16 protein-coding genes and 2 tRNA genes are annotated in these 19938 nt (G+C 73.8%); 10 read left to right on the forward strand and 8 right to left on the reverse strand.

Translation table 11 applies throughout. The annotated features are described in order from the left end of the window. Positions 1 to 86: 86 nt before the first annotated feature. The 4 genes from Q6347_RS10225 to Q6347_RS10240 form a co-directional block, all read right to left on the reverse strand. Complete coding sequence (locus tag Q6347_RS10225) at positions 87 to 563, reverse strand: GyrI-like domain-containing protein (protein WP_304603562.1); 477 nt, start codon at positions 561 to 563, stop codon at positions 87 to 89. A 94-nt stretch (positions 564 to 657) separates the two neighbouring features. Continuing rightward, positions 658 to 733, reverse strand: a tRNA-His gene (locus Q6347_RS10230). A gap of 58 nt (positions 734 to 791) precedes the next feature. After that, complete coding sequence (orn, locus tag Q6347_RS10235) at positions 792 to 1430, reverse strand: oligoribonuclease (protein WP_304603563.1); 639 nt, start codon at positions 1428 to 1430, stop codon at positions 792 to 794. Positions 1431 to 2034: 604 nt separating this feature from the next. After that, positions 2035 to 2108, reverse strand: a tRNA-Arg gene (locus Q6347_RS10240). 247 nt (positions 2109 to 2355) lie between these two features. On the opposite strand from Q6347_RS10240, the gene Q6347_RS10245 reads away from it, so the two are divergent. The 8 genes from Q6347_RS10245 (at position 2356) to Q6347_RS10280 (ending at position 12779) form a co-directional block, all read left to right on the forward strand. After that, positions 2356 to 2676 carry a DUF3467 domain-containing protein gene (locus tag Q6347_RS10245; protein WP_171247566.1) on the forward strand — a complete coding sequence of 107 codons (321 nt, stop codon included), beginning with the start codon at positions 2356 to 2358 and terminating at the stop codon, positions 2674 to 2676. Positions 2677 to 2758: 82 nt separating this feature from the next. Next, positions 2759 to 4414: a GTPase gene (locus tag Q6347_RS10250; protein ID WP_304607289.1), complete on the forward strand. Its 1656-nt coding sequence runs from the start codon at positions 2759 to 2761 to the stop codon at positions 4412 to 4414. Next, positions 4411 to 5994 carry a GTP-binding protein gene (locus Q6347_RS10255; RefSeq protein ID WP_304607290.1) on the forward strand — a complete coding sequence of 528 codons (1584 nt, stop codon included), beginning with the start codon at positions 4411 to 4413 and terminating at the stop codon, positions 5992 to 5994. Before Q6347_RS10250 ends, Q6347_RS10255 begins: the two co-directional genes overlap by 4 nt. Before the next feature lie 53 nt (positions 5995 to 6047). Next, positions 6048 to 6557 carry a single-stranded DNA-binding protein gene (locus Q6347_RS10260; protein ID WP_304607291.1) on the forward strand — a complete coding sequence of 170 codons (510 nt, stop codon included), beginning with the start codon at positions 6048 to 6050 and terminating at the stop codon, positions 6555 to 6557. An 83-nt stretch (positions 6558 to 6640) separates the two neighbouring features. Next, complete coding sequence (gene ettA / locus Q6347_RS10265; RefSeq protein WP_304603567.1) at positions 6641 to 8323, forward strand: energy-dependent translational throttle protein EttA; 1683 nt, start codon at positions 6641 to 6643, stop codon at positions 8321 to 8323. A gap of 184 nt (positions 8324 to 8507) precedes the next feature. Next, on the forward strand, positions 8508 to 10571 hold the full coding sequence (locus Q6347_RS10270; RefSeq protein ID WP_304607292.1) for a dynamin family protein: 2064 nt from the start codon (positions 8508 to 8510) through the stop codon (positions 10569 to 10571). Continuing rightward, positions 10568 to 12244, forward strand: coding sequence for a GTPase (locus Q6347_RS10275; protein ID WP_304607293.1), 1677 nt, complete (start codon positions 10568 to 10570; stop codon positions 12242 to 12244). The genes Q6347_RS10270 and Q6347_RS10275 overlap by 4 nt, the downstream gene beginning before the upstream one ends. 37 nt (positions 12245 to 12281) lie before the next feature. After that, entirely contained in the window at positions 12282 to 12779 is a 498-nt protein-coding gene (locus tag Q6347_RS10280) for a thioesterase family protein (RefSeq protein ID WP_304607294.1), read from the forward strand. A 99-nt stretch (positions 12780 to 12878) separates the two neighbouring features. Here the strand turns inward: Q6347_RS10280 and Q6347_RS10285 are convergent, their stop codons facing one another. The 3 genes from Q6347_RS10285 to Q6347_RS10295 form a co-directional block, all read right to left on the reverse strand. Continuing rightward, the gene (locus Q6347_RS10285; protein ID WP_304607295.1) at positions 12879 to 14492 is read right to left on the reverse strand and encodes an SDR family oxidoreductase; all 1614 of its coding nucleotides are present in this window, start codon (positions 14490 to 14492) and stop codon (positions 12879 to 12881) included. Positions 14493 to 14561: 69 nt separating this feature from the next. Then, the gene (locus Q6347_RS10290; RefSeq protein WP_171247580.1) at positions 14562 to 15458 is read right to left on the reverse strand and encodes an acyl-CoA thioesterase II; all 897 of its coding nucleotides are present in this window, start codon (positions 15456 to 15458) and stop codon (positions 14562 to 14564) included. A 294-nt stretch (positions 15459 to 15752) separates the two neighbouring features. Continuing rightward, a complete protein-coding gene (locus Q6347_RS10295; protein WP_171247582.1) occupies positions 15753 to 16136 on the reverse strand; it encodes a globin in 384 nt (127 codons plus the stop codon). A 126-nt stretch (positions 16137 to 16262) separates the two neighbouring features. Between Q6347_RS10295 and Q6347_RS10300 the strand changes: the two genes are divergently transcribed. Continuing rightward, positions 16263 to 16502 carry a glucose PTS transporter subunit EIIB gene (locus Q6347_RS10300; RefSeq protein WP_171247583.1) on the forward strand — a complete coding sequence of 80 codons (240 nt, stop codon included), beginning with the start codon at positions 16263 to 16265 and terminating at the stop codon, positions 16500 to 16502. A 75-nt stretch (positions 16503 to 16577) separates the two neighbouring features. Here the strand turns inward: Q6347_RS10300 and Q6347_RS10305 are convergent, their stop codons facing one another. Beyond that, positions 16578 to 17576: a mechanosensitive ion channel family protein gene (locus tag Q6347_RS10305; RefSeq protein ID WP_304607296.1), complete on the reverse strand. Its 999-nt coding sequence runs from the start codon at positions 17574 to 17576 to the stop codon at positions 16578 to 16580. Between the two features lie 152 nt (positions 17577 to 17728). On the opposite strand from Q6347_RS10305, the gene malQ reads away from it, so the two are divergent. Beyond that, a complete protein-coding gene (gene malQ, locus Q6347_RS10310; RefSeq protein ID WP_304607297.1) occupies positions 17729 to 19903 on the forward strand; it encodes a 4-alpha-glucanotransferase in 2175 nt (724 codons plus the stop codon). Positions 19904 to 19938 lie beyond the last annotated feature (35 nt).

The raw sequence follows: 19938 nt of genomic DNA on the forward strand, positions 1-19938 counted from the left end.
CGCCTCCGGGCGCTCGCGGGGATACCGGCCCCAGCCGATCACACCTGGGCGCGGTGTGCGAGCGAACCCGCCGGTCGCGGCGCCTCTCAGCCCACGAGATCGACGCCGACGAGCGTCTCGGTGCGGGACGGGTCGCCACCCGGCGACGGTTCGGTGAGGTACTGCTCCCAGGCGATCCCGGTCGGGACGAGGCCCTGGGCGGCGACCCAGCCGAAGAGGTGCTCGTAGGCGGGCGCGATCTGGTCGTACTCGCCGCGCACCAGCACGGTGGCCGCGCGGCCGGCGGGCAGGGTCTCGCCGGCGACCTCGCCGTCGTCGGCGAACGGTTCCGCGACCGGGACGGCGACCGACAGGTCGAGGGTCTCGGCGGGCATGCGGTGGCTGATGCCCAGCGGCGGCGCGACGGGTTCGACGCCCGCGCGGCCCAGGGCCGCGAAGATCAGCGGGAACGCCCGGTCGTAGAGAGCGGGGATGTCGGCGAGGGCGACCGTCTCGCGGACCACCGCGAGGTGCTGCTCGCCGCGGGTCTCGATCGTGGGGTCGGTGAACGACGGTGCGGACATGGTCGGACTCCCTCGCGTCGGTGCGGTGGGATCGATCCTAGCGAGCCGGGAGACGAGGAGACGGTCCCGGCGCGTCGCGCCGAGACCGTCTCGATGGGGTGGCTAACCGGGCTTGAACCGGCGACCTCCTGGACCACAACCAGGCGCTCTACCGACTGAGCTATAGCCACCACGGCCGCCGCGCAGAGCTTTGCGGCCGTCGAAAAGTGTACATGGTCAGGGACGTGATCAGGACATCGAGGTCGAGTTCGTGACCGAGGTCTCCTTGATCCGGGCAGCGACCTGGCGGGCGGTCTTGGTGTCCGGACCGGGCTGGGGCACGAACAGCGCCTCGCGGTAGTACCGCAGCTCGTCGATCGACTCCAGGATGTCCGCCAGCGCGCGGTGGCCCCCGTCCTTGGGCGGGGAGGCGAAGTAGACCCGCGGGTACCAGCGGCGGGCGAGCTCCTTGACGGAGGACACGTCGACGATCCGGTAGTGCAGGTGGCCCGTCAGCTCGGGCATGTCCCGCTCCAGGAACACCTTGTCGGTGCCCACGGAGTTGCCGGCCAGGGGCGCCTTGCGCACCTCGGGCACGTGTTCGCGGACGTACGCCAGCACACGAGCCTCGGCGTCGGCCAGCGTGGTGCCGTTCTCCAACTCTGTGAGCAGGCCGGACGTCGTGTGCATCTCGCGCACGAAGTCGTTCATCTGCTCCAGGGCCTCGGCCGGCGGTCGGATGACGACGTCGACGCCGTCCCCGAGCACGTTGAGCTCGGAGTCGGTGACCACGGCAGCCACCTCCACCAGGGCGTCCGCCCGGGTGTCGAGGCCGGTCATCTCGCAGTCGATCCACACGATGCGGTCGTTCGGGTTGCTCGGGCTCACGGGGATCAGCCTACGTTCCGCGCGGCACGGGTCGGGGGAGCGGCCCGCCGCAGCAAGGAGCCCCGGCGGTCCGGACGCTCGGAGAGGTCGCGGTCCGCCGGGGCTCGGTGGACGGGTGGTCGTGCCGGGGCGTCATGCCACACGGACGCCGGACACGTGGCCGACGGACGGCCGCCGCACCGGGAACAGGTGCCGCAGTCGCGGCCGCCGCGGGGATGCTGACGCCTGCGGGGCGGCGCGCCGCTCCCGGGCATGCCGGGCACGTGCTGCCTCCGCCTGCCGCTCCTCGTGGAGGGCTCGGGCGACGGCATGTGCTTCGAGGGGATGCATGGATCGACTTCTTTCGTGACGTGGGGAGATATGGCCCGGGCCAGGGGCCACCCGTGCGCCCGGAAGGGTCCGGACGACGTCACCGCGGTGTGGTTCGAGGATGCCTCGAGGGGTGGACCGCATGCACGGTCTTTTCTGACAGGGAGCCGGGGGAGGCGTCCGGAGTACGTTTCGGGCCCGACTTCACCCACCGCGGCCGGCCGGGGTGGGTCCCGGGATGTCCCGGTCACGAGGGCGGTCGGCGAGCCGACGACGTCGTGCGTCGCTGTGTCGGTGCCCCCGGCAGGATTCGAACCCGCGACCTAGTCATTAGAAGTGACCCGCTCTGTCCAGCTGAGCTACGGAGGCAAGCGTGCCGAGTTTAGCGGAGCACCCGGACGGTCCGAGCGGGCTCGAGCACGGTCCGTCGCCCGGTCCGTCCGCAACGACCGACGGGGCCTCCCTCGGGGGCACCTCCAGAAGGGACGGCCGGCGGTCCAGGGTGCTGGACGCCGCCGAATTCCGGAGTCTCGCCGATCGTGTCGCGCTTCCCCGATCGCGGTGTGTCGGCCGGGTACGGTCGAGGGGACCGACTCCCTGTCGCGAGAGGACCGTCATGGCCAGCAGCGAGCTCCGGCTCCAGGTCGACCTGCCCACCGAGCACGAGACGGGGGTGCCCGCCGACTTCGCCTCCGTGTGGCACACGTCGGCCTCGTTCGTCCTCGACTTCGTCGCCGCGAAGTCCCCGGCCAAGGCGGCCGTCGACAAGACGACCGGGGCCGAGACGGGCGGGAGGGTGATGCCCGCCCGGGTCGTCTCCCGCGTGCGGATCCCGCCGCAGCAGGTGTTCGAGCTGGCGCGCGCACTGACCCAGCAGCTCGACGCGTGGGAGCGGGAGACGGGTCACAAGGCGGACGGGTCCGGTCCGAAGGACTGACCGCCCTGGTCCGGACGGCGGAAACGTCGGCCGGTCGGCGCGCGCGTTTGGCACCGACCGCCCGGCAGGCCAGGATGTTGGCGTGACTACCTCCATGCGCTCGAGCCGGTTCCTCGGTGGACGGTCCGGCGCCGATGCGGACGCGGAGATCGGTCTCACCGTCTACGACGTCGCCAAGGACCTGCGGCGCGACGTCGCCGCGGTGCGGCTGCCCATGCCCCTCGACGGAGCCGCCGAGGCGGAGGGTTCGCGCGACCGGCTGCTCGCCCAGCTCGACGAGCACCTCCTGCCGCGGATGGCCGAGCTCAGCTCGCCCGCGATCGTCGTCGTCGCGGGTTCCACCGGCGCCGGCAAGTCGACGCTGTACAACTCGCTGCTGGGGGAGGAGATCTCCGCCGCCGGCGTGCTGCGCCCGACCACCCGTGAACCGGTGCTCGCCTTCAACCCGGCCGACGCCGACGTCATCGCCGAGGGGCCGGTCACCGAGCTGTCCCGGGTCGTGCACCACGAGGGCGTGCCCCGCGGCACGGCTCTGCTCGACGCCCCCGACCTCGACTCGTTCGTCCAGGAGAACCGGTCCACGGCCCAGCAGCTCCTCGAGGCCGCCGACCTGTGGCTGTTCGTCACCACGGCCTCCCGGTACGGCGACGCGCTGCCCTGGCAGGCCCTGGCGCGGGCGACCGAACGCGGCGCCTCCGTGGCGATGGTGCTCAACCGCGTCCCGCGCGAGGACCTGGTCACCATCCGCGGGGACCTCATGAGCCGGCTCCGTGCGCACGGCATGGTCGACACGCCGCTCTTCGTCGTGCCCGACGTCGGACCCCACGAGGGGCTGCTCGAGGACAAGCCCGTCGCCCAGGTCAAGCGCTGGCTCACGATGCTGGCCGGGCCGGAGCGGTCCCGTGCCGTCGTGGTGCGCACGCTCAAGGGATCCCTGAACGCCCTGCCGGGCTGGGTGACGTCCCTGGCCGACGCCGTCGAGGCCCAGGCCGCGGCCGCGACGACGCTCCGTCGCACCGTGGAGGCCGAGGTGCCCGCCGCCCAGGGGCTCGCCCGGGACGCCGTCGGCGCCGGCGTCGTCGCGGGTGCCGCGGTCGAGGCACGGTGGCGCGAGCTGTCGGGCACGGCGCGGATCGACCGGCTGAAGTTCCGCGGTGACCACGTCCGCAGCACGCGACGTGCCGGGCGGATCCGTTCGGCGGGCCTCGACGTGCTGCGCGAGGACATCCGGCAGGCCGCCGAGCACACCCTCACGGCCTCCGGAGCCCGTGTCGCCGACCGGTTGCGTGCCGTGCTGGACGGTCCGGCCGCGCCGCCCGGTGGCGCGGCCGTCCTGCCGGACGCGGACGACCGGGCGACCGACCGCGAGCAGGCCGTCCCCGCGACGGTCTCCGCCTGGGCCGACGAGGCCGACCGCCGGGTCGCCGACGTCCTCGGCGCCGAGCCGTCCCGACCCGTCACCGCGGCCGCCCGGGCGTTCGGGGAGCGCGGTCTGGCGACCCTGCTGCTCGCCGCGGCGGCCGGCAGCGACGACGCGCGCCGGCTGCTGGACCGCGTGCTCGGGGACGTGCTGGACGACCAGGTCGACGCACTGCGCGACGACCTCGCCGACCGGGCCGCCGCCGTCGTCGACCGCGAGGTCGACGCCGTGCTGGAGGGCCTGGACTCACCCCACCTGGCCGACGACGCGGCCTCCCCGCTGCGCCTGCGCCTCGCCGAGCTGAGGAGGCTCACGTGAACCCCTCGCACGACGCGACCCTGCGGGCCCGCACCGAGGACCTCGCCCGGGCCCTCGACCTCGCCGGCCCGCGTCTCGACGCCGCGACCGCCGAGCGGGTCCGGACCGCGGTCGAGGGAGTGCGGCAACGCCTCGACCTCGGCGTCGACCACACCGTGGTGGCGCTCGCCGGCGGCACCGGATCGGGCAAGTCGAGCCTGTTCAACAAGATCTCCCGGCTGTCGTTCGCCGACGTGGGCGTCAAGCGGCCGACGACCGCCCGCGTGACGGCCTGCTCGTGGTCCGACGAGGCCGATCCGCTGCTGGACTGGGTCGGCGTCGACCGCGAGCGGCGCATCACCCACTCGGAGGTCCTCGAGGGGGACGGCGCCGGGGCCATGGCGGGTCTGGTGCTGCTCGACCTGCCCGACCACGACTCCGTCGAGCCGGCCCACCGGGAGGTCGTGGACCGGGTGCTGCCGCTGGTCGACCTGCTGGTGTGGGTCGTGGACCCGCAGAAGTACGCCGACGACGCCCTGCACTCCGGCTACCTGCGTGCCCAGGTCGGTTCGGAGTCCTCGATGGTCGTGGTCCTGAACCAGGTCGACACCGTCCCCGACTCCCAGCGCGACAACCTGGTGGAGGACCTGGAGCGGCTGCTCGCCGACGACGGCCTGCACGACGTCTTCGTCCAGCCGGTCTCCGCGCGCACCGGTGAAGGTGTCGCCCGGGTGCGCGAGGTGCTCGAGGAGGCCTGCGCGCGCCGGTCCGTCGCAGCCGGGCGGGCCGCGGCCGAGCTCGACGCCGCCGGGGCCGCGCTGCTGGCGCAGACGCCGGCGGACGTGCCCTGGCGGCTCGACGCGGCGGTCGACCGTGAGCTCGAACCGGTGGTGGCCGCGACCGGTCTCGACGCCGTGGCCAGCCAGGTGGGTGCCGCGGTGCGCAACCGGTACGGCATGCCGGAGCTGCCCGCGCCGGACCGGGACGCGATCGCCCTGGCGCGCGCACGCTGGCTGACCCGCGCCGGGGCGTCGCTGCGTCCCGGGTGGCAGCGGTCGCTCGCCGAGTCGGCCGCCTCCGCCGACCAGCTGCGCGCCGCGGTGACCGCGGCGCTGCGTGAGGTCGACCTGGACGTGAGCGGCCCGCGGCACGCGCGGGCGCTGCGCCGGGTGGCGTGGGTCTGCCTCGCCCTGGGCGTCGTGCTCGGGGTGGTCGGTGGGCTCGCGCTCGGCGACGTCCTGTCCCTGGCCCAGCCGTGGGGGCTGGTGCTGGCGGCGTCCGGCGGTGCCCTGGTGGTGGCGGCCGGGGTGCTCGCGGTCGTGCGGGTGGTGCAGCGTCGTCGCAAGGCTCGGCGTCGGCAGGAGGAGGTGCGCTCCGAAGGGCGGCGGGCCGTCCGGGACGTGCTGGTGGCCCGGCTGGGTGAGCCCACCGAGCGCGTGCTCGGCGAGCACCGACAGGTGCGCGACCACGCCCTGTCCGTGCGGGAGCTGCCGTCGGCGGCACCGCTGACCGGGAGCCACCGGCTACCCACAGCGGACGAGATCGCCGCGTCGTCCACCGACGCGACCGACGAGGGGGACCGAGCCGGCGCGGTGACGTGAACCTGGGGCGGACGGCCGGCACCGCGCCGGCCCGAGGATCCCAGGAGGACGCGATGAGCGACGCGAAGGTGACCGTGACCGGCTACGTCGGGACGACCCCGGTGCTGCACCTGTCGGCCCACGACGTGCCGTGGACGAGCTTCCGGGTGGGCAGCACCCGGCGGCTGCGTGACGCCGCCACGGGGGAGTGGCGCGACGGACGGACCACGTGGTTCACCGTCAAGGCCTTCCGCGGTGCGGCGCGCACGATCTGCGAGTCGATCACGCCGGGACAGCCCGTCGTCGTCACGGGCCGCCCCTCGACCGAGGAGTGGGTCGACAAGGAGGGCCGGGACCGGTACGCGCTGATCATCGACGCCGACGCCGTCGGCCCCGACGCGACCCGTGGACTGACGCGGTTCACCAAGGTGACCCACGACGACCCGGCCACGGAGCGGACGCCGTCCGGCTCGGCGACCCCGCCCGACCCCTGGGACGGCGGGGCCGACGCGGCGGAGGACCGCGACGGAGCCCACGACCCCGAAGATGCCCTCGATCCCGCCGCGGAGGCCGCCGTCGCGTAGGCTGGGTCACCGGCCGCACGCCGCGAGGCGGCGTGTCTGCCGGAACCCCAGACGAAGCGCGATCGAACGGTGGAAGCAAGCCAGTGGCTGAGTTCATCTACTCCATGTACAAGGCGCGCAAGGCGCACGGCGACAAGGTCATCCTCGACGACGTGTCGCTGAACTTCCTGCCCGGCGCCAAGATCGGCGTCGTCGGCCCGAACGGCGCCGGGAAGTCGACGATCCTCAAGATCATGGCCGGGCTCGACCAGCCCTCCAACGGCGAGGCGCGCCTCTCCCCGGGCTACACGGTCGGCATCCTGCAGCAGGAGCCTCCGCTCAACGAGTCCAAGACCGTCCTCGGGAACGTCGAGGAGGGCGTGGGCCCGATCAAGGCGAAGGTCGACCGGTTCAACGAGATCTCCGCTCTCATGGCCGAGCCCGACGCGGACTTCGACGCCCTGATGTCCGAGATGGGTGAGCTCCAGGAGGCCATCGACGCCGCCGACGCCTGGGACCTCGACAGCCAGCTCGAGCAGGCGATGGACGCGCTGCGCTGCCCCCCGCCGGACGCCGAGGTGTCGGTGCTCTCCGGTGGTGAGCGCCGCCGCGTCGCGCTGTGCAAGCTGCTGCTCGAGAAGCCCGACCTGCTGCTGCTGGACGAGCCCACCAACCACCTGGACGCCGAGTCCGTCCTCTGGCTGGAGCAGCACCTGGCCACCTACCCGGGCGCCGTCCTGGCGGTCACCCACGACCGCTACTTCCTCGACCACGTCGCCGAGTGGATCTGCGAGGTCGACCGCGGCCGCCTCTACCCCTATGAGGGCAACTACTCCACCTACCTGGAGAAGAAGCAGGAGCGCCTCAAGGTCCAGGGCAAGAAGGACGCCAAGCTGTCCAAGCGCCTGAAGGACGAGCTCGACTGGGTGCGGCAGAACGCCAAGGGTCGGCAGACCAAGTCCAAGGCGCGTCTGGCCCGCTACGAGGAGATGGCCGCCGAGGCGGAGCGCACCAAGAAGCTCGACTTCGAGGAGATCCAGATCCCGGCCGGTCCGCGGCTGGGCAACGTGGTGCTCGAGGCCGAGAACCTGCAGAAGGGCTTCGGCGACCGCCAGCTCATCGACGGCCTGAGCTTCACGCTGCCGCGCAACGGCATCGTCGGCGTCATCGGGCCGAACGGTGTCGGCAAGACGACGCTGTTCAAGACGATCGTCGGCATGGAGCCCCTCGACGGCGGCGACCTCAAGGTCGGCGAGACGGTCAAGATCTCCTACGTCGACCAGTCCCGCGGCGGTATCGACCCGGACAAGTCCCTGTGGGAGGTCGTCTCGGACGGTCTCGACTTCATCCAGGTCGGCAACGTCGAGATCCCCTCGCGCGCCTACGTGGCCTCCTTCGGCTTCAAGGGTGCCGACCAGCAGAAGCCGGCCGGGGTGCTCTCCGGTGGTGAGCGCAACCGTCTGAACCTGGCGCTGACCCTCAAGCAGGGCGGCAACCTGCTGCTGCTCGACGAGCCCACCAACGACCTGGACGTCGAGACCCTCGGCTCGCTGGAGAACGCGCTGCTCGAGTTCCCCGGCTGCGCCGTCGTCGTGTCCCACGACCGCTGGTTCCTCGACCGCGTGGCCACGCACATCCTGGCCTACGAGGGCACCGAGGAGAACCCCGCGAACTGGTACTGGTTCGAGGGCAACTTCGCCTCCTACGAGGAGAACAAGGTCGAGCGGCTCGGCGCCGAGGCGGCTCGACCGCACCGCGTGACCTACCGTCGCCTGACCCGCGACTGATCCTCCCCTCGCGGGCGAAGCCCGTGACCTCGACGACGTCGGGTCACGGGCTTCGCCGTGCTCCGGGTCACGGAGCAGCGACGGCGCTCCTGACCAGCATCGTCACCCGGTGGGCCGCAGCAGGGGACGACACGGACACCGGGACGCCCCTGCACCGAACGTCCGGAGTGTGCAGACTGGGCACATGACGCAGACCGGCCCGCAGGAGGAACCCGCCGAGCCGTCGTCGACCCCCGAGGACACCACCGCACCCGCCGAGCAGCCGGTCTCGGCGAGCTCGGCGCTGACCTCGGACGCGACCACCGCCGCCCTCGTCGACGCGCTCGAGGGGCTGCGCGCCCGGCTCGGCGCGCTGCGGCTCCCCCTGGAGGTCCCCGGGGCCGCCCACGCCCGCGAGGACCTGGCCCGGGCCACGGACCAGCTCGACGACTACCTGCTGCCCCGGCTCCGGGCCGAGCGCGCACCCCTGCTCGCCGTCGTCGGCGGGTCGACCGGCGCGGGCAAGTCCACCCTGGTCAACTCCTTGCTCGGCGAACAGGTCACGACACCCGGCGTGCTGCGACCCACCACCCGGTCACCGGTGCTCGTCCACCATCCTCTGGACGCGCGCTGGTTCGGTGCCGACCGCGTGCTGCCCGGGCTCGCACGCGTGGCGACGCACGGCGGGTCGACCGAGGCGTCCCCGGACCACGACGGGGCCGGGGCGCGGACCCGGACCTTGCGCCTGGTGCCCAGCGCCAACCTGCCCCAGGGGCTGGCTCTGCTCGACGCCCCGGACGTCGACTCCGTCGAGGAGGCCAACCGCGAGCTCGCCGGCCAGCTCCTCGGCGCGGCCGACCTGTGGCTGTTCGTCACCACCGCGGCGCGGTACGCGGACGCCGTCCCCTGGGAGCTGCTGACCACCGCCGCGTCGCGGAGGGCGCAGGTCGCCCTCGTGCTCGACCGTGTCGACCCGGGGACGGAGGAGGTCGCCGCCGACCTGCGGCGCCTCATGACCGAGCACGGCCTGGGCGAGGCGTCGCTGTTCGTCGTGCCCGAGACCGGTGCCGTCGGCGAGGAGCGGATGATCGACGGGCTGCTGCCCGAGTCCGCCGTGAGCGAGCTGGCGACCTGGCTGTCCGGCGTCGGCGGGGACCCGGACTCGCGCGCCCGCGTCATCACCGCCACCCGCGACGGCGTGGTGGACGACCTCGTGCGCCGCACCAACGCCCTGGCCGACGCCGCCGACGCCCAGCAGGCGGCCGACGCCCGACTGCGCGGCGCCGTCGAGCGGCACCACCGTGAGGCGCTGCGCCAGGTGGAGGCCGCCACGTCCGACGGCGCCCTGCTGCGCGGGGAGGTCCTCGCCCGGTGGCAGGACTTCATCGGCACCGGCGAGTTCTTCCGGTCGCTCGAGGCCGGTGTCGGCAAGGTCCGCGACGCCCTCGGCCGGTTCTTCCGGGGCCGGCCCAAGGAGGCGCCGCACGTCGAGCAGGCCATCGCCCACGGCCTGGAGTCCGTGCTCCTCGACGGTGCCGAGCAGGCTGCCGAACGCACCTACGCGGACTGGCGCGACGACGTCGCCGGCTCCGCCCTGCTCGACGGCCTCGAGCTGTCCCGCACCGCCCCGAACCTGCGCGCCGAGGTGGCCGAGGCCATCCGCGGCTGGCAGGGCGACGTCCTGGCCCTGGTGCGCGAGCAGGGGGAGGGGCGCCGGGGAACCGCCCGGGTGCTGTCCTTCGGTGTCAACGCCCTCGGCGTGAGCCTCATGGTGCTCGTCTTCGCCTCGACCGCCGGCCTGACCGGCCTGGAGATCGGGATCGCCGGCGGCACGGCCGTGGCCGCGCAGAAGCTCCTCGAGGCGGTGTTCGGCGACGACGCGGTGCGGCGACTGGCGGCGCAGGCCAAGGAACGGCTCACCGCTCGCGTGGACACCGTGCTGCGCGGGCAGGCGGCCCGCTACACCGCCCAGCTCGACGCCCTCGGCGCCGACCGGGCCGACGGACGGCGCCTCCGGGACGCGGCGCAGGACGTCGCCGAGGCGGCCCGGACGGAACGTTCGGGGCGCGAGCGCCCGGCCGACGGCCTCACCCGGCCCTGGAGCGGAGGCCTGCTGCGGGGTGCCGGGACGTTCCGCCCCCCGACCGGTCCCGACGGGGTCCCCCGCGTGCCGGGGACGCTCGCCGGGCGGGACACGGGCGCCACGGCGTCCGGGGAGGAACCCCGCAGACCGTTCTGGAAGCGCTGGCGACGGAAGGACCGTGCATGAAGGCCCCCGACCTGTCGACCCGGACCGCGGCGCTCGACCGTGCCGTCGAGGCCGGGCAGGGGCGGCTGGACCGCGAGCTGGCGGACTCGGCGCGCGGCGTGGTCGAGCGTGCCCGCGAACGCGGCGGGCTGAGCGCCGAGCACACCGTCGCCGCGCTCGCCGGAGCCACCGGGTCCGGCAAGTCGAGCGTGCTCAACGCCGTCGCCGGCGCCGACGTCGCCGAGCCGGGCGTCCAGCGGCCCACGACGGCGCACGCGCTCGCCGCGGTCTGGGGCGAGGGCGCCGACGAGCTGCTGGACTGGCTGGACGTGCCGCGTCGGCACGAGATGGAGCCCGTCGAAGGACAGGCACCGGCGACCGGCGTGCTGCGTCGCACCCGGCCGGCCGGCATCTCGACGGGTCTCGTGCTGCTCGACCTGCCCGACCACGACTCGGTGGTGGTCGAGCACCGCGTGCGTGCCGAGCGTCTCGTGGAACGGGCCGACCTGCTGGTGTGGGTCGTCGACCCGCAGAAGTACGCCGACGCCGCGCTGCACGAGCGATACCTGCGCCCGTTGGCGGGGCGGTCCGAGGTGGTCGTGATCGCGCTGAACCAGGTCGACCGGTTGTCGTCGGCGGAGACGGACGCTCTCCTCGCGGACCTGCGTCGTCTGGTGGCCGCCGACGGTCTGGGTGGTGCCCGGGTGCTGCCGGTGTCGGCCCGCACCGGGCAGGGGATCGACGCGCTGCGCGGTCTGCTGGCCGAGGCGGCGCGTCGTCGCGAGGCGTCCACCGCCCGGCTGACCGCCGACGTGCGAGCCGTGGCCGGACGGGTCCTCGACGCGAGCGGGCAGGCACCGCCGGCCCGGGCTGCCGACCGTGCCCAGGGCGCGCTCGTGGACGCCCTCGAGGACGCGGCCGGGGCGACGACCGTGGTCGAGGCGGTGCGGAGGTCGGCGCGTCGGGACGCGCGGCTGGCCACCGGCTGGCCGGTCACCCGCTGGATCGGACGGACTCGCCACGACCCCCTGCGCCGGCTCGGACTGCGACGCGACGACCTGCGCGTTCCCGTCGACCGTCCGGATCTCGCGCGCACGTCCCTGCCGCAGACCCGGCCGAGCGTGCGGGCGGCCACGGCGACCGCGGTGCGTTCCTACGTCGACCACGTCACCGACGGGGCGCCGGACGCCTGGGTGCTGGCCGCCCGGGACCGCGGGTCGACGGCGATCGACCGCCTGCCCGACGCCCTGGACCAGGCCGTCGCGGGCACGCGTCTCGAGGAGGAACGTCGTCCCCTGTGGTGGCGGGTCGTCGGGGTGCTGCAGTGGCTGCTGCTCGCCGCGGCGGTGGTGGGGCTCGGCTGGCTCGGACTCGCGGCCGTGCTGTCGTACTTCCAGCTGCCGCCGCTGCTCGTGCCGGACCTGACCGTGGACCTCACGGGCCGGGGCGGCGGAACCTTCGAGCTGCCGTGGCCCACGGCCCTGACCCTCGGAGGGATCGTGGCCGGCCTGCTGCTCGCCCTCCTCTCCCGCGGGGCGGGCGCCCTGGGTGCCCGACGGCGCGCCGGTCGGGTCCGGCGGCGGCTCAGGGCCGCGGTGAGCGAGGTCGCCGAGACCGAGGTCCGCCGCCCGGTGGCGACCGAGATGGAGGCGCTGGCGACGTGCCGGGAGGCGGCGGCGGTCGCCGCCGCCTGAGGTCGGCCACCGGCCGTCGGCGTGCGACGATGCCGCCATGACTCGTCTGCACGTCCCCGTCTCGCTGCGCTGGTCGGACCTCGACGCCTACCAGCACGTCAACAACGTCGCGATGCTCCGGCTGCTCGAGGACGCGCGGATCACCGCGTTCTGGCGGCACCCGGAGGCCGAGGACCCGTGGCCGACAGCGGTTCTGGCCACGGGTCCGCACGCGACCTCGCACACCCTGGTGGCCGGCCAGCAGGCCGACTACCTGCGTCCGCTGGGATTCACGCGCGACCCCGTCCGCGTGGAGATGTGGATCGGTGCGATCGGGGGCGCGTCCCTCGAGGTCTGCTACGAGGTGTACGACGGGGCGCACGGCGGCTTCCCGCGGACGGGTCCCGCGTCGGGGCTGGAGCCCTACACCCGGGCCACGACGACGATCGTGGTGATCGACGCCGCCTCGGGTCGGCCACGCCGGATCACGCCCGAGGAGCGGTCCGTCTTCGAGCGGTTCGCGGAGGACCCGATCGAGTTCCGCCGGCGCCGCTGACCCACCCCACCCGTTGTGGGCATGAAATCTGCAGCTCTGGACCTGTCCGGAGCTGCAGATTTCATACCCACACGCGGCGGGCCGGCGCTCGCGGAGCGCTCAGGCGCCCGAGTCGGCGTCGTGCTGCTTCGCGGCCCGCTGCTCGGCAGCCCGGGCGACGTTGCGCTGCATGCCGCCGAACACGATCCCGTGGAACGGGGCGACGGACCACCAGTACGCCTGGCCGAGCAGGCCGTGGGGGTAGAACAGTGCCCGCTGAGCGAAGTACGTCCGGTGCGGTCCGTCGGCCTCCTCGGGAGCTGGTCCCGTCGTGTCCTCGTCGGTCATCTCGGCAGCCGACTCGTCGACCCGGAGCTCCAGCCAGGCCAGGCCGGGCAGCCGCATCTCCGCCCGCAGCAGCAGCCGACGTCCCGGTTCCAGCGCCTCGACCCGCCAGAAGTCGAGCGCGTCGTCGACCCGCAGGCGGTGCTCGTCGCGGCGGCCGCGCCGCAGTCCCGGCCCGCCGACGATCCGGTCCAGCAGGCCCCGCATCCTCCAGGCCAGCGACCACGAGTACCACCCGTCCTGGCCGCCGATCTCCTCGATGACCTGCCACAGCACCTCGCTCGGCGCCTCGACGACCGTGCTGCGCTCGTCGACGTAGAGCGACCCGCCCGCCCAGTCGGGGTCCGTCGGCAACGGGTCCGACGGCGCACCCGGGACCGAGGCCGACGTCCACCGGGTCGTCACCTCGCCGTCGTGGATGCGCGTCAGGGCCAGCTCGAGGGCGCGCGTGACGTCCAGTCGTCCGTGGGGCGGATCGGGGACGTACTGGCGGATGTCGTCCTCGAGGCACACGACCTCGTGCTGCAGCGACTCGACCAGAGGTCGCGCGATCCCGGACGGCACCGGCGTCACGACCCCGACCCAGTGGCTCGACAGCCGCGGTGTCAGCACCGGGACGCCGACGATGAGGCGCCGGGGGAGACCCGCCACCTCGGCGTAGCGCTGCATCATCTCCCGGTAGGTGACGATCTCCGGGCCGCCGATGTCGAAGCCGCGGGAGACGTCGGCGGGCATGGCGGCCGCACCGACCAGGTAGCGCAGCACGTCGCGGATCGCGATCGGCTGGATGCGGTTGTCCACCCAGCGGGGCGTCGTCATCGCGGGCAGTCGTTCGGTCAGGTAGCGCATCATCTCGAACGACGCCGACCCGGAGCCGAGGATCACCGCGGCCCGCAGCACCGTCGTCGGTACCCCGGAGGCGAGCAGGATCTCCTCGACCTCCTTGCGGGAGGACAGGTGCGGCGACAGCTCACCCTCGGGCACGTCCGGGTAGAGACCGCCGAGGTAGACGATCCGCCCGACGCCCGCCTCCCGGGCGGCGCGCGCGAACGTCAGGGCGTTGCGGCGGTCACGCACCTCGAAGGTGCGCCCGGTCCCGAGGGAGTGCACCAGGTAGTAGGCGACGTCGACGCCGTCGAGCGCCTGCCGCGTCGCATCCAGGTCGGAGACGTCCACGCGCACCGCCTCGACGTCGTCGGCCCAGCGGCGGCCCGCGAGCCGGTCGGGGTTCCGCGTCAGGGCCCGGACCGTGTACCCGGCCTCGAGGAGCTCGGGCACCAGCCGTCCGCCGACGTAACCGGTCACGCCGGTGACGGCGACGGTGGCGGGGGTGGCGGTCGGGACCGCGGCCGTCACCGGGTCCGGGGCAGGGGAGTCGTCGGTTCGCACCTCGTCAGTCTGCCGCCCGAACGCCTCGGGCACAGCCTGAACGCTGCGCCGGCTGCGACGCGGTGAGGATCAGGCGGGCAGGCGGACCATGCCCTCCTGGGCGATCGTGGCCACCAGGGCGCCCGCGCGGTCGTAGACGCGGGCCAGGCCCAGGCCGCGACCGCCCTGCGCCCCCGGCGACTCCTGGACGTACAGCAGCCACTCGTCGGCCCGGGCGTCCCGGTGGAACCACATCGCGTGGTCCAGCGACGCCATCGGCACGGTGCCGCCGACGTCCGCCCAGGACTTGCCGGCGGCCCGCAGGACCGGCTCCAGCATGACCTGGTCGCAGCCGTACGCCAGCAGTGCCCGGTGCAGCAGCAGGTCGTCCGAGTCGATCGCGTGCCGTGCTCGCATCCAGACCATCTGCTCCGGTCGGGGGTCGTCGGCGGGCCCCACGTAGAGCGCGCCCCCGATGTGCGCGAGCTCGAAGGCCGAGTCGAACGCCCAGTACCGCGCCGCCGGGTGGTCGATGCCGCGCAGGGCCTCGAACGCCGAGGTCACCTCCTCCGGCGGCGGGACGTCGGCGGGCATGGCGGCCTGCGTCTCGTAGCCCGGCTGGTCCACCTGGAACGACGCCGTCAGCGACAGGATCGGTCGGCCCGCCTGGATGGCGTGCGTCCGGCGCGCGCTGAAGGACCGGCCGTCGCGCAGCCGCTCGACGGCGAAGTCGATCGGCGAGTCCAGCGCCCCCTCCCGCAGGAAGTAGGCGTGCAGGGAATGCGGCAGCCGGTCGTCCTCCACCGTGCGGCCGCAGGCCAGCAGCGCCTGGGACAGGACCTGTCCTCCGTAGACCCGGCGCCCGGGACCGGGCACGGACTCACCCCGCCAGACGTCCTCCTCGCCACGTGGGCCCCAGCCCTCGATCTCGCGCAGGTCGAGGGCGGCCAGGAGCCGGTCCAGGGGGCCGTGGGGGGCGTCGCTCACGCTCGTTCACATTCCTCGGGTCGTCGGGGCGGGGTGGTGCTGGTTGCTCGGAATGCTGCTGTGCTCGGGTCGGGACGGGCCCTCGTTCCTCGGGCCCACCCTCGCCTCGCTCCGCATCATTCCTCGTGCTGGTTGCTCGGAATGCTGCTGTGCTCGGGTCGGGACGGGCCCTCGTTCCTCGGGCCCACCCTCGCCTCGCTCCGCATCATTCCTGGTGCTGGTTGCTCGGAATGCTGCTGTGCTCGGGTCGGGACGGGCCCTCGTTCCTCGGGCCCACCCTCGCCTCGCTCCGCATCATTCCTCGAAGGTGTTGATGAGGCTGAACGCCGCGCGCTCCAGGTAGTCCCACAGCTGGGACTCCTGGGCCGGGGCCAGGTCCAGGGACTCGACGGCGGTGCGCATGTGCGCCAGCCAGCGGTCCCGGGCGTCGGGGTTCACCTTGAACGGCGCGTGGCGCATCCGCAGCCGGGGGTGTCCCCGCTGCTGGCTGTACGTCGTCGGCCCGCCCCAGTACTGCTCGAGGAACATCGTCAGACGTTCCTTCGCGGGGCCCAGGTCTTCCTCGGGGTACATCGGGCGGAGCACCTCGTCGGTCGCCACGCCCTCGTAGAACACGTCGACGAGCCGGACGAACGTCTCGTGTCCGCCGACGTCGTCGTAGAAGGTGGGGGTCGTCACGCGCACATCTTCCCAGACGACGGGGCCGTCCCACCGTGGCCGAGGTCACCGTCGGAGGCGGCGAGGGGTTAGGCTGATCACGGAACTGCAACGGCGCAATCCGACGACACCTTGGGGAGAGACCGAATGAGCAAGGCGGAGAACATCCTCGCAGCACTCGGCGGGACCACGAACGTGGTCGAGCTCGAGCCGTGCATCACGCGGCTGCGCGTCCAGGTGTCTGACCCGGGGAAGGTCGACGAGCCGGCGCTCAAGGAGTCCGGGGCGTTCGGCGTCGTGCGGTCCGGCCGGATCATCCAGGTCATCGTCGGCCCGGAGGCCGACAACCTCGCGGCCGAGCTCGACGGACGGCTCGCCTCGGCCTGACGGCACGGCGACCCCGGCGGACGGGTCCGGCGCGGCGTCGTCGCGACGTCCGGACCCGCCCGCAGCAGTCTGCGATCAGGCCTTGTCGGGGGCGTCGACGCGCTCACCGCGCACCGCGCCCATCGTGTGCAGCTCGTCCTGCGCGGCCCGCAGCAGCGCACGGGACACGGTCCACTGGGCGCCGGGCCGCGTCTGCGCCATGATCGTGAAGGACATCGAGAAGTCCGACACCGAGTCCACGCCGCTGCGCACCGACGGCTGCTCGAGGAGCTCGTGACCCAGCTCCTCGCTGCGCGCGACGGTGTCGCCGGCCCGGCCGAGCGCCGCACGCACCCCGTCGACGTCGGCGTCCACCGGCACGTGCACCTCGGCCAGCGCGCGCGACCAGCGCTGCGTGCGGTTGCCCGCGCGCAGGATCTCGCCGTTGCGCACCCACCACTGCGTGCCGTCCAGCGCGCGCAGCTTGGTCGTCCGCAGCTGGACCTCCTCGACCTCGCCCTCGGCGCCGGAACCGAGGTCCACCCAGTCGCCCACGCCGTACTGGTCCTCGATGAGGATGAAGATGCCGGAGATGAAGTCGCGCACCAGCGACTGGGCGCCGAAACCGATGGCGACACCGACCACACCGGCGGAGGCCAGCAGCGGTCCCACCTCGAAGCCGACCGTCGACAGCACGCTGAGCAGCACCACGACGCCGACGACGATGTTCGCCGTGGAGGTGAGCACCGATCCCACGGTGCGGGCACGCTGGGCGCGCCGTGCGTTGGACAGCGGGTTCGCCACGGTCACGGCGTCCTCGACGAGCGGGGAGCCGAACCACCTCTTCGCGTCGCGCTGCGAGGCGGCGGGGGCCTTGTCGCCGCCAGTCGCGATGCGCTCGGCGGTGTGCCGGATGACGCGGCGCAGCGCCACCAGCACGATCGTGCCGACCAGCAGGATGAGGACGACCTGCAGCGGCCAGCCGGTGAACCACTCCCAGAAGGAGCTACCGGCCTCCTGGGTCAGTTCCAGCACCCCCTCGGAGGTGCTGGGCTCGGGTGCCGGGGTGGTGTCGGACGACAGGGACAAGATCACGGATTCATCACGCACGCAGGACACGGTAACGTCCTGCCGACGCGGCTCGGTAGGCCGTCCCGGCGGCCAGACGGGTCGGCCGACCTGGGCGGAAGCGCCTCGACCGGCGCGCGGTGTCGGCCTGGCCGGGCCGATGGTGGCAGGATCGTCGTGTGAGCCTCGACGACCAGACCTCGGCCGTTTCCGACGACGATGCGCCCAGCGAGCTGCACGAGCTCGCCGCGGCGCACGGTGTGCTCACCGAGTACCACCAGTTCGGCGGTGGCGTCGCCCACGTCTCCGACGCCACCCTCGTGGCGGTGCTGACCGCGCTGGGCATCGCCGCCACGACGCGCCAGGAGGTGTCCCAGAGCCTGCGCCGGGCCCGCGACGAGGAGTGGCGCGCGGTGCTGCCCCCGACCGTCGTGGTGCGCCAGGGCGAGCCGCGCGACGTCGCCGTGCACGTCAGCGACGGCGCGTCCGTGCACGTCTGGGTCGAGCTCGACGGGGCCGAGCCCGAGGCCCGGCCGCACGAGCTGCGACGTCGCCGGGACCTGGAGCAGCGTGACGTCTTCGTCCCGCCGCGTGAGGTCGACGGCCGCCCGGTCGGGCGCGCGACCTTCGCCGTGCCGGACGGCCTGCCGCTCGGCTGGCACACCCTGCACGCCCTGACCGAGGGGCAGGAGTGGTCCGCCACGCTGGTGGTCACCCCCGCCCGGCTCGAGCTGGGCGACGACCTGGAGCGGCACCAGGCCTGGGGTGTCCTCGCCCAGCTCTACTCCGTCCGGTCCCGCACCTCGTGGGGCATGGGCGACCTGGCGGACCTGGCCGACCTGGCCTGGCTGACGGCGCACCAGGCCGGCGCCGACTTCGTCGCGGTGAACCCCCTGTCTGCGGCCGAACCCACGGTCCCCATGACGCCGTCGCCGTACCTGCCGACGTCGCGCCGGTTCGGCAACCCGATCTACGTCCGGGTCGAGGACATCCTCGAGACCGCCTACCTCTCCGCGGCGGACCGGTCGCTCGTGGAGTGGGCCGCCGACCCGGTGCGCGACCTGGACACGGACGCCGGCGCGCTGGACCGGGACGCGGTCTGGGAGGCGAAGAAGGCAGCCCTCGAGGTCGTGCACACCGCCCCCCGCCGGGCGGCCCGGCAGGCCGCCTACGAGGCGTTCGTCGCCTCGCAGGGGCAGGGGCTGCAGGACTTCGCCACGTGGTGCGCCCTGACCGAGGAGCTGGCCGGCGCCCCGTGGCCCGACGAGCTGCGCGACCCGGCGTCACCGGCCGTGGCGGCGGCCCGCGAGCGGCTGGCCGAGCGCATCGACTTCTACTGCTGGCTGCAGTGGGTCTTCGACGAGCAGAAGCACGCCGCGCAGCGCACCGCCCTCGAGGCCGGGATGCGGCTCGGGATCATGCACGACCTCGCCGTGGGTGTGCACCCGGACGGCGCGGACGTCTGGGCCCTCGGCGACGTGCTGGCGCGAGGCGTGGGTGTCGGCGCCCCGCCCGACATGTACAACCAGCAGGGGCAGAACTGGTCCCAGCCGCCGTGGAACCCGCGGATGCTCGCCAAGGCCGGCTACGCCCCGTACCGGGACATGCTGCGCACGGCGCTGCGGCACGCCGGCGCCCTGCGCGTCGACCACGTCCTCGGCCTGTTCCGGCTCTTCTGGGTCCCGGACGGAATGCGCCCGACCGAGGGCACCTACGTGCGCTACGACCACGACGCCCTGGTCGGGATCCTCTGCCTCGAGGCCCACCGGGCCGGCGCCGTCGTCATCGGCGAGGACCTGGGCGTGTTCGAACCGTGGGTCCGTGACTACCTCGCCTCGCGCGGGGTGCTGGGCACCTCGGTCTTCTGGTTCGAGAAGTCCGACGGGCGGCCCACCCCGCCGGAGGACTACCGGCACCTGACCTTCGCCACCGTCGGCACGCACGACATGCCGCCCACGGCCGGGTACCTCGCCGGGGAGCACGTCGACCTGCGCGACCGGCTCGGCCTGCTCACGGAGGACCCCCAGGTCCTGCGGGCGCAGGCGCGGGCGGAACGGCAGGCGGCCGTGGTGGCCCTGTCCCAGCGCGGACTGGTCGGGGACTCGCCGTCCGAGCGAGAGGTCGTCGAGGGGCTGCACCGGTACCTGCGCCGGTCACGCGCCGCGCTGGTCGGGGTCCAGCTCGTCGACGCCGTGGGGGAGCGGCGCTCGCAGAACCAGCCGGGCACGGACACCGAGTACCCGAACTGGAAGGTGCCGCTCGGCGACTCGGCGGGCAACAACGTGCTGGTCGAGGACCTGTTCGACAACGCCCGGCTCCGCTCGCTCTTCGCCGCGGTGGCCTCCGCCCGCTAGGCAGGTCGGCACCGCCCGTCGCGAGTCAGCACCGG

It is taken from the genome of Isoptericola sp. b408 (genome assembly GCF_030588085.1).
GTDB classification, from domain to species: Bacteria; Actinomycetota; Actinomycetes; order Actinomycetales; family Cellulomonadaceae; genus Isoptericola; species Isoptericola sediminis.

Coding starts and splice junctions, on each gene's coding strand:
- Q6347_RS10260 (WP_304607291.1), top strand. CDS start 6,048: ATGAGCGACGCGAAGGTGACCGTGACCGGCTACGTCGGGACGACCCCG.
- Q6347_RS10275 (WP_304607293.1), top strand. CDS start 10,568: ATGAAGGCCCCCGACCTGTCGACCCGGACCGCGGCGCTCGACCGTGCC.
- Q6347_RS10300 (WP_171247583.1), top strand. CDS start 16,263: ATGAGCAAGGCGGAGAACATCCTCGCAGCACTCGGCGGGACCACGAAC.
- Q6347_RS10280 (WP_304607294.1), top strand. CDS start 12,282: ATGACTCGTCTGCACGTCCCCGTCTCGCTGCGCTGGTCGGACCTCGAC.
- Q6347_RS10270 (WP_304607292.1), top strand. CDS start 8,508: ATGACGCAGACCGGCCCGCAGGAGGAACCCGCCGAGCCGTCGTCGACC.
- Q6347_RS10225 (WP_304603562.1), bottom strand. CDS start 563: ATGTCCGCACCGTCGTTCACCGACCCCACGATCGAGACCCGCGGCGAG.
- Q6347_RS10245 (WP_171247566.1), top strand. CDS start 2,356: ATGGCCAGCAGCGAGCTCCGGCTCCAGGTCGACCTGCCCACCGAGCAC.